Raw genomic sequence first — 12539 nt, 5'->3', positions numbered from 1 at the left:
GATTAAGTCGTAAGTGCATATACGACTTAATCCCCTCCGTCCCCTTTTTCGTGCGGTCAGAAGCCGTGGGTGATGCTGGGCGCGCCCGCCGAGAAATCGGCGTACGGGTCGTGCTCGCCGCTGCTGCCCTCGGACAGGCGGAACTTCAGGGCCAGGCCATCGCGCGAGTCGGCCGCGCGCAGGGCTTCCTCCTGCTCGATGATGCCGGCCTTGGCCAGCCGGAACAGGCACTGGTCGAAGCTCTCCATGCCTTCTTCCAGCGAGCCTTCCATCGCCGCCTTGATCTCGTGCACCTGGCCGCGACGCAGCAGGTCGCGGATCATCGGCGTGTTGATCAGCACCTCGGTGGCCGGCAGGCGACGGCCCTCCTTGTTCTTCACCAGGCGCTGGCTGATCACCGCACGCAGGTTCAGCGCCAGGTTCATCAGCACGTTCTTGTGCGCGCTTTCCGGGAAGAAGTTGAGGATGCGCTCGATGGTCTGGTCGGCGTTGTTGGAGTGCAGGGTGGCCAGGCACAGGTGGCCGGTTTCGGCGAAGGCGATCGCCGCCTCCATCGTTTCCGCATCCAGGATTTCGCCGATCAGGATCACGTCCGGCGCTTCACGCATCGCGTTCTTCAGCGCGTTGTGGAAGGCATGGGTATCCAGCCCGACCTCGCGCTGGTTGACGATCGACATCTTGTGCTTGTGCAGGTACTCGATCGGGTCCTCGATGGTGAGGATGTGACCGGTGGTGGTGCTGTTGCGGTGGTCGATCATCGACGCCAGCGAGGTGGACTTGCCGGAACCGGTGGACCCCACCACCAGCACCAGCCCACGTGGGGTCATGATGACGTCCTTCAGCACCTGCGGCAGGTTCAGCTCCTCGATGCTCGGGATGCGGCTGCGGATGGCGCGGATGACCATGCCGACCTCGCCCCGCTGCTTGAACACGTTGACGCGGAAGCGCCCGGCATCGGGCAGGGCGATGGCCATGTTGAGCTCCAGCTCGCGCTCGAACTGCGGCACCTGGCCTTCGTCCATCAGCGAGTAGGCGATTTTCTTGACCATGCCCGGCGGCAGGCCGGTGTTGCCCAGCGGATAAAGCTTCCCCTCGATCTTGATGTAGACCGGTGCCCCGGTGGTCAGAAACATGTCCGAAGCGTTCTTTTCGGTCATCAGCTTCAGGAAGTAGCCGATATCCATTGCGAATTTTCCCCAACGAAACGGCCGACGCCCGTTGCCAGCACGGTGTCGGCTTGACGACAATGGCCGTGAACCGACAACCGGTACGGCCTCCCCAATGAAACGACTTAGCTTCGCACGAATGCGCCATGGCCTGTATGTGATGGCGTTTGCATTCGCACTGTCTGCCCCCGCCTGGGCGCAGGACGCCGCCCTGGAACTGGCGCAGGCCCGGCAGGCGGTCGACAAGGCCACCCAGGCCGACGCCGACCAGTACGCCCCGGACCTGATCGGGCTGGCCCGGCAGGGGCTGGAGCAGGCCCAGCGCGCCGCCGGCGACCGCCGCGAGCGCAAGAACGCCCCGGCGATGGCCCTGCGCGCCGCCGCCGATGCCGACCTGGCCCGCGTCCGCAGCGAGGAAGCCACCGTCACCGCGCAGCTGCAGCTGCGCCGCAACGAGGTCAACCAGCTGCAACGCCAGCTGTCGACCGGGGAGGACCGCCGGTGAAGCCGATGACCGCCGCAACCCTGGCCGCGCTGCTGGCGCTGCCGACCCTGGCCGTGGCCGCCGACAACCCGATGGTGGCGCAGCTGAGCCAGCGCCTGATGGCCATCCAGGCCAACCCCGACACCGCTGAGCTGGGCGCCTTCGAGCGCATGCAGGCCCAGCAGGCCATCGCCACCCTGGACAAGGCCAAGCGCCGCGACCAGGAGCTGGCCACCTATCTGGCCGAGCGCCGGGTGGAAATTGCCGAGACCGCCGTGCGCACCGCGATGGCCGCGCGCGAGGTCGACCGCCTGGAGCGCACCCGCAGCGACCTGCTGATCGAGGCCAGCCGCCGCGACGCCGCCCGTGCCCGCCAGGAGGCCGAACAGCTGCGCATGCAGGCGCAGATGCAGGCCGAGGAAGCCGAACGCCTGCGCCAGGCGGCCGAAGCGGAAACCCTGGCCCGCCAGGACGCCGAGAACGCCCTGACCAGCGTGGCCGGCAAGCAGCAGCAGCGCCTCAGTGCCGCACAGCAGAACGCCGCCAAGCTGGCCCGCGAGGAAGCCGAACTGGTGTCCGGGCAGAAGCTGCCGGGGTCGAAGTTCGATGGACGTGGCGAAGTCTTCACCTTCAATGGTGACGCGTTCGCCGCAGGCGCCTCCAGCCTGTCCGGCGGCGCCCGCAACCAGGCCAAGGCACTGGCCGAGTACCTGAACATCGGCAAGAAGGGGCGCCTGCGCATCGAGGCCTACGACAACGCCAATGGCGTGGGCCAGAAGCGTGCCGAAGCGCTGCGCGATGTCCTGGTCGCGGCCGGTGTCGCCAGCAACCGGATCCAGGTCAGTGGCAAGAAGGCCGCCTCCACCCGGGCGCGCTCGGCCGAGGTCATCATCGCCCCGTAATGCATTGATATTGTTTGTTTTTCGTTGCGATGAGCATTCAGCCTGAACCCCGCCCCGGCGGGGTTCGGTCTTTTTGACGCAGGGGTCTTGTACCCCGCCTTGAGCAGGCGTAGGGTCAATCGTCCGGGACGCAATGCCGCGGACCGGACGATGGGAGGGCCGGGCCGATGCAAGCAGGGCGCGAACCGCAGCAGATCGACGTGCGCAGGCCAGTGCCGCAGGTCGTTGCAGGCGTCCAGGTGGCCATCGACCGGCGCTCCTCCATGAACAACGCCCCGTGCCTTGCGGCCGGGGCGTTCGTGTATCTGTCGAAGGAGGTCCATCATGTTTGAAGATCAGCCCCAGAGCGAGATCGACGCCCGTCGCGCGCGTGATCCGGAGTTCAGGGCACTCCATGACCAGCACCGCAAGTTGAACAAGAAGTGCATGGACGCGGAGTTGGGTGTACTCCCGATCGATGATGTCACCCTGGGTCGCATGAAGCGTGAGAAGCTGCTGGCCAAGCAACGACTTCTGCGAATGTACGAAACACCGCTCCCAACGACGTCCCCCACGCTTTGACGCACCCCGTCGCGCCCGGAACGGCGTGACCTGGCCATCGATGGCCCCGTCGGGCGCTTCTGCCCCGGCATCGCGGCACCGCCGATGAGGCGGCCGCGCCAAGGCACCACAGGCGGTGGTGCCTTGGCCAGCAGGTACATCTCACCGATGCGGGCGGTACCGGTCTCCTCGTCGATCCGGGGCCGTCCGCATCCCTTCATGGGGCAGGCGGGCGGCATGCCCGCACCGACCTGACATTCAGCGCCATCCGTCGGATAATCATCGGTCCGGCCCTGTGTGGCGCGAATCGAAAGTCCTCCGAATGCCCATCCATTCTTCCGTCCTCGAACTCATCGGCCAGACCCCGATCGTCAAGGCCCAGCGCCTGGACACCGGTGTCTGCGAGCTCTACCTGAAGCTCGAGAGCGCCAACCCGGGCGGATCGATCAAGGATCGCATCGGCCTGTCGATGATCGAGGCGGCGGAGCAGCGTGGCGACCTGAAGCCGGGCGCGACCCTGGTCGAGGGCACTGCCGGCAACACCGGCCTGGGCCTGGCCCTGGTGGCCCAGCAGAAGGGCTATAAGCTGATCCTGGTCGTTCCCGACAAGATGAGCCGGGAAAAGATCTTCAACCTGAAGGCGATGGGCGCCGAAGTGCGCCTGACCCGTTCGGACGTCGCCAAGGGCCACCCCGAGTACTACCAGGACCTGGCCAAGACCATTGCCGAGCAGACCCCGGGCGCCTACTTCATCAACCAGTTCGGCAACCCGGACAACCCGGCCGCGCATGAGTTCGGTACCGGCCCGGAAATCCTCGAGCAGATGGGTGGTGACCTCGACGCCATCGTGTTCGGCTGCGGCAGCTCCGGCACCATGACCGGCCTGTCGCGCGCGTTCGCCAAACTGTCGCCGAAGACCGAGCTGGTGCTGGCCGATCCGGTCGGCTCGATCCTGGCCGAATACATCAATGACGGCGTGCTCAACGACAAGTCGGGCAGCTGGCTGGTGGAAGGCATCGGCGAAGACTTCCTGCCGTCGATCTCCGACTTCAGCCGTGTCACCAAGGCCTATGCGATCAGCGATGCCGAGAGCTTCCACACCGCGCGCGAGCTGCTGGGCAAGGAAGGCATCCTGGGTGGTTCGTCCACTGGCACCCTGCTGGCCGCCGGCCTGAAGTACTGCCGCGAGCAGACCACGCCGAAGAAGGTGCTGGTGCTGGTGCCGGACACCGGCAACAAGTATCTGTCGAAGATGTACAACGACTACTGGATGCTGGACAACGGCTTCCTGCAGCGCCCGCAGCACGGCGACCTGCGCGACCTGATCCTGCGCCCGTACGGCCAGCGCGACACCGTGGTGATCGGCCCGAACGACCTGCTGACCACCGCCTATCAGCGCATGAAGCTGTACGACGTCTCGCAGCTGCCGGTGATGGACGGTGAGCAGCTGGTCGGCATCGTCGACGAAAGCGACGTGCTGCTGCATGTCTATGGCGATGAAGCGCGCTTCCGCGACACCGTCGCCACCGCGATGGTCAGCAAGCTGGACCGGCTGGACGTGAAGTCGCCGATCGAGGCCCTGCTGCCGGTGTTCGACCGTGGCCAGGTGGCGATCGTGATGGACGGCGACGCCTTCCTCGGCCTGATCACCCGCATCGACCTGCTGAATTACCTGCGTCGGCGCGTTCAGTAAGGCGTTTATCGCCGCAGATCGCTGCTGAATCCCGGTTTATCCGCGTCAAAGCTCGTTAAGGCCGCGCTGATAGACTCCCGCTCCTTCGACGGCGCCGGTCATCGGCGCCAATCAGGAAACGACATGTCCAACGCTTCTTCCCCGGACCGCGCGCTGGCCCTGGCCACGCTGGCCATCCATGGCGGCCAGTCGCCCGATCCCAGCACCGGCGCGGTGATGCCGCCGATCTACGCGACTTCCACCTATGCCCAGTCCAGCCCGGGCGAGCATCAGGGCTTCGAGTACTCGCGCACGCACAACCCGACCCGCTTCGCCTATGAGCGCTGCGTGGCCTCGCTGGAAGGCGGCACCCGCGGCTTCGCCTTCGCCTCGGGCATGGCGGCCAGCTCGACCGTGATCGAACTGTTGGACGCCGGCAGCCACGTGGTGGCGATGGATGACATCTACGGCGGCAGCTTCCGCCTGTTCGAGCGCGTGCGTCGCCGCACCGCCGGGCTGGATTTCAGCTTCGTCGACCTGACCGATCTGGCTGCATTTGAAGCCTCCATCACGTCGAAGACGAAGATGGTGTGGATCGAGACCCCGACCAACCCGATGCTGAAGATCGTCGACATCGCCGCGGTCGCCGCCATCGCCAAGCGCCATGGCCTGATCGTGGTGGTCGACAACACCTTCGCCTCGCCGATGCTGCAGCGTCCGCTGGAACTGGGTGCGGACCTGGTCCTGCATTCGGCCACCAAGTACCTCAATGGCCACTCGGACATGGTCGGTGGCATGGTCGTGGTCGGCGACAACGCCGAACTGGCCGAGCAGATGGCCTTCCTGCAGAACTCGGTGGGTGGCGTGCAGGGCCCGTTCGACAGCTTCCTGGCCCTGCGTGGCCTGAAGACCCTGCCGCTGCGCATGAAGGCCCACTGCGCCAACGCGCTGGCGCTGGCGCAGTGGCTGGACAAGCACCCGGCGGTGGAGAAAGTGATCTACCCGGGCCTGCCTTCGCACCCGCAGCATGAGCTGGCCGGCAAGCAGATGGCCGGCTACGGCGGCATCGTCTCGATCGTGCTCAAGGGCGGTTTCGAGGCGGCCAAGCGCTTCTGCGAAAAGACCGAGCTGTTCACCCTGGCCGAGTCGCTGGGCGGCGTGGAAAGCCTGGTCAACCACCCGGCGGTGATGACGCATGCCTCGATCCCGGTCGCGCGCCGCGAACAGCTGGGCATCCGCGACGCGCTGGTGCGGCTGAGCGTGGGCGTGGAAGACCTGGGGGATCTGCAGGTGGATCTGGAAAGGGCGTTGGGCGGCTGACCGAGGTCGCGCCCCAGCGCTGTATCGACCTGTCCACCCAAAGGGGCAGGCAAGGCATGAACCCAGGAAGTCCAAACATGTTCAACTCAAATCAAGCGATGAGCATGGCGCCGATCACGGCGCTGCGCTCCATCTTCCACTATCGAACGCTGATCCTGGAGATGGTGAAGCGGGAAGTGATCGGGCGCTATCGTGGATCGGTCATGGGGCTCTTGTGGTCGTTCTTTACCCCAGTGCTCATGCTGGTTGTGTACACCTTTGTCTTCAGCGTCGTGTTTCGTGCGCGTTGGGCTGGGGGGTCTGGCTCGAAAACTGAGTTCGCGGTGGTCCTGTTCGTGGGCATGATGATCTTCGGGCTGTTCTCTGAATGCATCAATCGGGCGCCATCGCTCATCCTGTCCAATGCGAACTACGTGAAAAAGGTGATCTTCCCCCTGGAGATTCTCCCGGTGGTGTCGTTGGGTGCGGCGCTGTTCCACTTTGCCATCAGCATGGTGGTCTGGGTGCTGTTCTACCTGATCCTGTTTGGTATCCCCTCGATCCAGGCGCTTTGGCTGCCGATCGTGATGGTGCCGCTGCTGATCCTGTGCGTTGGCGTGTCATGGTTTCTTGCGTCGCTGGGGGTCTACCTGCGTGACGTTGGCCAGGTGATCGTGGTCGTCACGACCGCGCTCATGTTCATGTCGCCCGTGTTCTTCCCGGCAGTTGCGATGCCGGAGGAATTTCGGCCCTATCTGTACATCAGTCCGATCACTTACTTCATTGAACAGTCCCGCGAGCTCCTCATCTGGCACGGCAGTATGCATTGGGGCATGTGGCTGAAGATGATGGGTGTTTCCATTGCGGTCGCGGTACTGGGCTTTGCATGGTTCCAGAAGACCAGAAAGGGTTTCGCCGATGTCATCTGAAAACGCCATTGAGGTCGAGAGCCTCAGCAAGTGCTACCAGATTTACGACAAGCCCCGCGACCGGTTGATGCAGATGCTGCTGGGCAATGACGAGCGGCGTTTCTACCGGGAGTTCTGGGCTCTTCGTGATGTGTCGTTCAAGATTCCCAAGGGGCAGGTGTACGGCATCCTTGGCAAGAACGGCGCGGGCAAATCGACGCTGCTGCAGATCATCTGCGGTACCTTGGCGGCGACGTCCGGCGAGGCTAGGGTCGCTGGTCGCGTCTCGGCTCTGCTGGAGCTCGGCTCGGGGTTCAATCCCGAGTTCACGGGTATCGAAAACATCTACATGAACGCCCAGCTGCTGGGCCTGACCCGCAAGGAAGTTGACGGCAAGCTGGACAAGATCATCAGCTTTGCCGACATCGGCGATCATGTCAGCCAGCCGGTCAAGACCTATTCGAGCGGCATGTTCGCGCGACTGGCATTTTCTGTAGCCATCCATGTCGATCCAGACATCCTCATTGTTGATGAGACTCTCAGCGTTGGTGACGCCTGGTTTCAGCACAAGAGCATGGCGCGAATGCGCAAGCTCATGGAAAGCGGTTGCACCGTGCTCTTCGTCAGTCACTCCATCGACGCAGTGCGGGCACTTTGTGATTACGCCATCTGGATCGATGGTGGCACCCTCAAGATGCAGGGAAATGTCACCGAGGTGACCAATGCCTACATGAATGATGTGTTCGTCGAGCACAACAAGATCATTCTGGAGGCCAACGATGTAACGGTGGATGGTCTGCCGGATCAGGCCCCCGCTGCGGAAATTGAACGAATGGCGCAGACATCTCCGGTCGATGCGGATGGCGCGACTTCGTCGGAGGAGGAGCTTGCGGATGGTGCTGTGCTGCGCATCGAGCAGGTCGGGCTGGTGGACGCGGACGGCCGTCCGTGCCGGAAGATCGAGCAGGGGGAGGACCTCACGCTAGCCGTGGATGTACGGTTCTACAAGGACCTGAAGAACATCAGTGTCGGTTTCCTGATCAAGGACCAGTTCGGCCAGGACCTTACCGGCGAGAGCATCTTCAATTCGCAGCGCAAAGGTACCGATGTGGTTGCTGGACAATCGTTGAGGGTGCGATTCACTTCCTCCAATCAGTTGCGTGGTGGCCAGTCCTACTCCATCGCACTTCGAGTCAATCAGGTCAGCCGCTGGGATCGCAGTGACAATGTGACCATCTATGCGGATGAGTTGGCTGCCGTGTTCGATGTAATGGCGGATGTGGATCAGCCCATGTGGTTCAAGTTCAAGATGCCCTTCAAGGTGAGTTACTGATGATTGATGTGAGCGTGGTGTTGAACATGCACAGGGAAGCGCTCTACCTCGTGCCCACTCTGAAGTCGCTGGTGCAATGCGCGGCCAGGGCCCGGGATGGAGGTGTCACCGTGGAGCTTGTCGCGGTGTTCGATCGCGCCGATGACGCAACCCGGGAGGTTTTCCGGGCACACGATCTTTCTGTTTTCGTCGCCGTCAAGGAGGTCGACGTCGATGTTGGTTCGCTGGGTCTGGCCCGCAACGCAGGCATCGGGCGCGCTGACGGCGAGTATGTATGGACCTCCGACGCCGACGATCTCGTTTCGTCCAATGCCATTGTGGCGTTGCTCGCGGCGGCGCGCGGGCATGACCGAGCCGAGGTTGCCGTCTTCCTCGAGTACCTGTGCGCGTTCGGTGAGCAGTACCACAATGTGCGCTATGTTGATTCAAAGTTCCTGACTGCAGGCGACTTTGCATTCCAGCACCCGTATGTTTCGCGGATCTTCATTCGCCGTTCTGCATTCGATTCGCTGAAGTACGATGATCTGCGCGTCACTACGGGGTTTGCATACGAAGACTGGTACTTCAATTGCCAACTGCGGGCAGCTGGCTACGACATGATCGTCGCCCCGGATACGGTGATCTTCTATCGCCAGCGCCCAGGGAGCCTGCTGCGCCAAGCCAATGCGGCGTCGGTCCGACTGATTCCCCATAGTCGACTGTTCGATCCGGAGGTATTTCTCGCAGACATGCGGGAGAGTCGTCGCCGGGCCGGTGACTGGAATGAGATGTTGGCCGATCGGAAGGCGATCTTCGCCCAGGACAATACGCGCCTGTTCATGGAATCGGAGTCCCTGCAGGAATCGCTTTGGGAAGCGATCCAGCTGGAGCCGGAAATTGAACCGCATCGGGTGGAGGTTGCGGGCAGCTACAGCCCTATGCCTTGGAATCCCGAGCACTGGGGAATGCAGCTGGAGCACCTCTACGGGATGATCGGCAAAGGCCGCTTCACCGACATCGTGCTGTTGCCCTGGCTCATCGCTGGGGGTGCGGAGAAGTACATTCTGCAGGTGCTTCATGAGATCGCCGCTCAGCAGCCTGAAGCGCGGATTCTTGTGATTGCCGGTCAGGCCGCGAAGCGCCACGACTGGGTTGCCAAGCTTCCCAAGGGCTCGGTATTCATCGACATCTGCAATGCATTCCCCCACCTGGACAGCGCCGATCAGGATGCATTGACCATCAGGATGCTGCTGGCCGTTCGTGAGGGGGATGCAAGGCTGCACGTGAAGTCGTCTCCATTTGCCCACCGGCTGCTGGACGCGTATGCGCCGGTGTTGACGCGCCTGTTCCGCATTGTCTACTACCGCTTCAGCGACGCCACGTATCGTTGGCGAGACATGGTTCTGCGAGGCCCTTGGGGCATGGGCGTCCTTCGCAGGCATCTTCCCGGTTTCTGGCGGGTACTTACCGACTGCGAGGCAATCATCGAAGCCGATCGCAGCCTCCTCGGACCGCTACCTTCCTACCATCCGATCTACGCACGTTGCGACGTGAGTTCGGCCGCCATTGTTGCCGGGGCCCCGGGCCGTCTCGGGACGCGTAGAAAGCTGTTGTGGGCATCACGGGTGGCGCCGGAAAAGCGCCCCGAGCTGCTATCTGCTATTTCAGAGCGATTGGCGGCCCAGGGTGTGGACGTCAAGATTGACGCTTTCGGCACGGCTGATCCGGGAGTGAATGCCAAACAGGTGTTTGACCAGGGGCAGGGCCGAATCCGGTATCGTGGCGGATTCAGCTCGTTCAGCGAGCTGCCCTTGGGCGAGTACGACGCTTTCCTCTACACCAGTTCCTTTGATGGGCTCCCCAATATTCTGCTCGAAATGGCGGGTGCGGGGCTGCCTATCATTGCGCCTGATGTCGGCGGAATCAGCGAAGTAGTGAAGAATGGCGTAACTGGGCGCCTGATTCCGTCCATGTATGACGATGCCGCCTTGGTTGAGGCCTATGTCGAGGCCGTTCTCTCGCTGTACGCTGAGGGGGCGGATTGGCAGGGGATGTCCGAGGCGTGTCGCAGTCTGATTGAGACACGCCATGGCGCCGGTGCTTTTGCCGGTCAGGTCCGTGACGTGCTATGTCTGGCCCCTGAGAAAAGTAGCAAGGTTGTTTAATGCAGCACCTCCACTTCTATGCGGATTCGCACAGCATCGATGTCCTCGCCTCGGGGGAGAGCAAGGCGATCCTGATCGGCAGTGATTTCGGCTATGGCAACTTCGGTGATCTCCTCCAGCACATGGGAAGTATCAGCCGGATCAAGCGATCTTCCACGCTCTCGGTTGTTTCCGTGCTTTCTTTGGACGCCATCTCGCGCCATGTGGGCGTGGGTTCGCTTCGTCAGTCATATGGCGTTGATGCACAGATGTTTGTGTCCTCGGCGCCGCTGAGCAATGAGAAGGCGGCGCAGCTGGGTCTTGCACGCATCCGGTCGCTGCGCAACGTCGCGTGTGTGCAACTGTACGGCGGCGGATTCCTCAATGAGATGTGGGGTGGCTTCGTCCTGCAGGTGACGGAGTTCTTCCTGCGCAATCTGCCTGGTGCGGCCTACTTCGTTTCGGGTCAGCAGATCTCCGCAGGTTTTGCGGAGGTCGTCCAGCATCATTGCGCTGCATTCAAGCCGATGCTTTTTGGTGCCCGTGATCACGACTCGCTGCAAACCATGCAGTCATTGGGTGTGGACGCGCGTTACTCGTTCGACGATGCGATTGAACCTCTGAATGAACTGTCGCGGGTGCTCACTCCCACGCGGGCTGACACCGGTGCCTTCCTCCATCTTAATTCCTCTGGTTACACAGGGAACAGCGCCGAGATCGAAGAGATTTCCGCGCACATGGACGTGCTCTCCCGACGATCCGGTACTCGCGATCTCGTACTTTTCCAGGCTTTCCAGGATGCACGGGAAGAAGTGATTGACTCGATCGAAACCGTCAAGCGGCTGGAAGGGGGGCTCCCCTTCGTTGATCTGAATACAATCATGCTGGTGTCCTTCATCATGAAGGGTGGCGATGCGATGTCGCCCATGCTGCTGAAGGGCGAGTACGGATACATCTGTTCTTATCATGTCACCATGTGGCTCCAGCTCAACGGCATTCCCTGCTGGTTGCGGAGCAGCAACCCCTATTACGACCAGAAGCGCAAGGCATTAGGGGTGGAAGGGACCTTCGAGGCCTTCCTTGAGCAGATGCCGATGGTGGACCACACCGAAAATCTGCAGCAACGGGCGGCGTGGACGAGCGTTCTTGAATCCCGTCTTGGCGAACTGCTTCCCATAGACAATGCCATGCATTGGGATGAGTTGGGCAACGATACCGAGCATCGTTCGTTCTGCTTCAAGGGCGAACCGCGGCTTGAAACCCGTTTGAATGAAAGCTGGGCCGCCGTGCTCGGGCTGCGGGAGGACGTTTCGCGCCTCAACGCGGAACTTGAAGAAGTGCAGGGGCAGCGGACTACTGTGGATGGCGACAGGCAATCCCTCGAAGATCGGCTGGTTGTCTACAGTGAGCGCCTCACACACATCGGCGCGGAGGCTCGGCAGTACAGGCAACAAGCCGAGCATGAGCATGCAAACTGGTTGCGTGCAAACCAAGCGGAGCGGAACGCCACTGCTGTGCTACAGGAGGTCATGCAGAGCCGATCCTGGAAGTGGACGTTGCCTGTTCGCGTGGTCAATCGATTCATGAAGACGCGCCGCTTCGATGCACAGGGAGAAGTGGGGCTATTTGAAGCCGCGCGGCGTGTCGCTGGCAAGTTGCCCATCCCTGCCCCGGTCAGATTGCGGTTGGGCAAGTACCTCCGCGGCTTGCGGAGAGGCTGACACTTCGCCAACGTCCTGCATCCGTGCGTGCTGACGGCCCGGTCGAATGCCTTGCAGGACGGCTGCCTTGCCATGTTCCCGGCTGGCAGCGCGCCGGGAGGAACACGGCAGCTCCAGCCTCCCGGCTGCTCGGGGGCGCGGCAAGGCAGGGGCGTTCGGGAACTTGATTCTGGCGGGAAAACTACATCAGTATTGAATACCTCGGCCGAGTGCCGACGCATTCTGTCCCTATGGCTCGGAGAGACATGGCATGAAGCGGTGTATACGGTGTTCTTTCGCATATGACGCATCGGAGTGGGTTTGTCCTGAATGCAGCTTCGAGCCTCCAATCATCGATGGCTGGCCAGCGTTCGCCTCTGAATACGCCATTTCGACAAGTGGGTACAGGCCG

Annotated in this window: 10 protein-coding genes; 9 read left to right on the top strand and 1 reads right to left on the bottom strand. The window is 62.3% G+C overall.

What is annotated here, in order from left to right:
- Nucleotides 1-56: 56 nt before the first annotated feature.
- Nucleotides 57-1184, bottom strand: a complete 1128-nt coding sequence (locus BKE09_RS08505) for a PilT/PilU family type 4a pilus ATPase (protein WP_014645840.1) — start codon at nt 1182-1184, stop codon at nt 57-59.
- Nucleotides 1185-1305: 121 nt separating this feature from the next.
- Here BKE09_RS08505 and BKE09_RS08500 point away from each other — a divergent pair, with 121 nt between their 5' ends.
- The 9 genes from BKE09_RS08500 (at nt 1306) to BKE09_RS08460 (ending at nt 12148) form a co-directional block, all read left to right on the top strand.
- Nucleotides 1306-1671, top strand: coding sequence for a DUF4398 domain-containing protein (locus tag BKE09_RS08500; RefSeq protein ID WP_005415160.1), 366 nt, complete (start codon nt 1306-1308; stop codon nt 1669-1671).
- Nucleotides 1668-2552 carry an OmpA family protein gene (locus BKE09_RS08495; protein ID WP_083663072.1) on the top strand — a complete coding sequence of 295 codons (885 nt, stop codon included), beginning with the start codon at nt 1668-1670 and terminating at the stop codon, nt 2550-2552. The genes BKE09_RS08500 and BKE09_RS08495 overlap by 4 nt, the downstream gene beginning before the upstream one ends.
- A 324-nt stretch (nt 2553-2876) precedes the next feature.
- A complete protein-coding gene (locus tag BKE09_RS08490; protein ID WP_005407964.1) occupies nt 2877-3113 on the top strand; it encodes a YdcH family protein in 237 nt (78 codons plus the stop codon).
- A gap of 301 nt (nt 3114-3414) precedes the next feature.
- Complete coding sequence (locus tag BKE09_RS08485) at nt 3415-4785, top strand: pyridoxal-phosphate dependent enzyme (RefSeq protein WP_075675449.1); 1371 nt, start codon at nt 3415-3417, stop codon at nt 4783-4785.
- Nucleotides 4786-4908: 123 nt separating this feature from the next.
- Nucleotides 4909-6084 (top strand): cystathionine gamma-synthase, encoded by a 1176-nt coding sequence (locus BKE09_RS08480; RefSeq protein ID WP_075675448.1) that lies wholly within the window; start codon nt 4909-4911, stop codon nt 6082-6084.
- Between the two features lie 77 nt (nt 6085-6161).
- Nucleotides 6162-6992 carry an ABC transporter permease gene (locus BKE09_RS08475; protein WP_240502891.1) on the top strand — a complete coding sequence of 277 codons (831 nt, stop codon included), beginning with the start codon at nt 6162-6164 and terminating at the stop codon, nt 6990-6992.
- The gene (locus BKE09_RS08470) at nt 6982-8304 is read left to right on the top strand and encodes an ABC transporter ATP-binding protein (protein ID WP_075675447.1); all 1323 of its coding nucleotides are present in this window, start codon (nt 6982-6984) and stop codon (nt 8302-8304) included. The genes BKE09_RS08475 and BKE09_RS08470 overlap by 11 nt, the downstream gene beginning before the upstream one ends.
- The gene (locus BKE09_RS08465; protein ID WP_075675446.1) at nt 8304-10448 is read left to right on the top strand and encodes a glycosyltransferase; all 2145 of its coding nucleotides are present in this window, start codon (nt 8304-8306) and stop codon (nt 10446-10448) included. The genes BKE09_RS08470 and BKE09_RS08465 overlap by 1 nt, the downstream gene beginning before the upstream one ends.
- Entirely contained in the window at nt 10448-12148 is a 1701-nt protein-coding gene (locus tag BKE09_RS08460; RefSeq protein ID WP_075675445.1) for a hypothetical protein, read from the top strand. Before BKE09_RS08465 ends, BKE09_RS08460 begins: the two co-directional genes overlap by 1 nt.
- Nucleotides 12149-12539: the final 391 nt, after the last annotated feature.

Origin of the sequence: Stenotrophomonas sp. TD3, from assembly GCF_001939825.1 — a bacterium.
GTDB lineage: Bacteria > Pseudomonadota > Gammaproteobacteria > Xanthomonadales > Xanthomonadaceae > Stenotrophomonas.
The sequence above is the reverse complement of the archived record's forward strand: the minus strand, read 5'-3'. Positions and strand labels throughout refer to the sequence as shown.

Coding starts and splice junctions, on each gene's coding strand:
- BKE09_RS08505 (WP_014645840.1), bottom strand. CDS start 1,184: ATGGATATCGGCTACTTCCTGAAGCTGATGACCGAAAAGAACGCTTCG.
- BKE09_RS08500 (WP_005415160.1), top strand. CDS start 1,306: ATGCGCCATGGCCTGTATGTGATGGCGTTTGCATTCGCACTGTCTGCC.
- BKE09_RS08490 (WP_005407964.1), top strand. CDS start 2,877: ATGTTTGAAGATCAGCCCCAGAGCGAGATCGACGCCCGTCGCGCGCGT.
- BKE09_RS08485 (WP_075675449.1), top strand. CDS start 3,415: ATGCCCATCCATTCTTCCGTCCTCGAACTCATCGGCCAGACCCCGATC.
- BKE09_RS08480 (WP_075675448.1), top strand. CDS start 4,909: ATGTCCAACGCTTCTTCCCCGGACCGCGCGCTGGCCCTGGCCACGCTG.
- BKE09_RS08475 (WP_240502891.1), top strand. CDS start 6,162: ATGTTCAACTCAAATCAAGCGATGAGCATGGCGCCGATCACGGCGCTG.
- BKE09_RS08470 (WP_075675447.1), top strand. CDS start 6,982: ATGTCATCTGAAAACGCCATTGAGGTCGAGAGCCTCAGCAAGTGCTAC.
- BKE09_RS08465 (WP_075675446.1), top strand. CDS start 8,304: ATGATTGATGTGAGCGTGGTGTTGAACATGCACAGGGAAGCGCTCTAC.
- BKE09_RS08460 (WP_075675445.1), top strand. CDS start 10,448: ATGCAGCACCTCCACTTCTATGCGGATTCGCACAGCATCGATGTCCTC.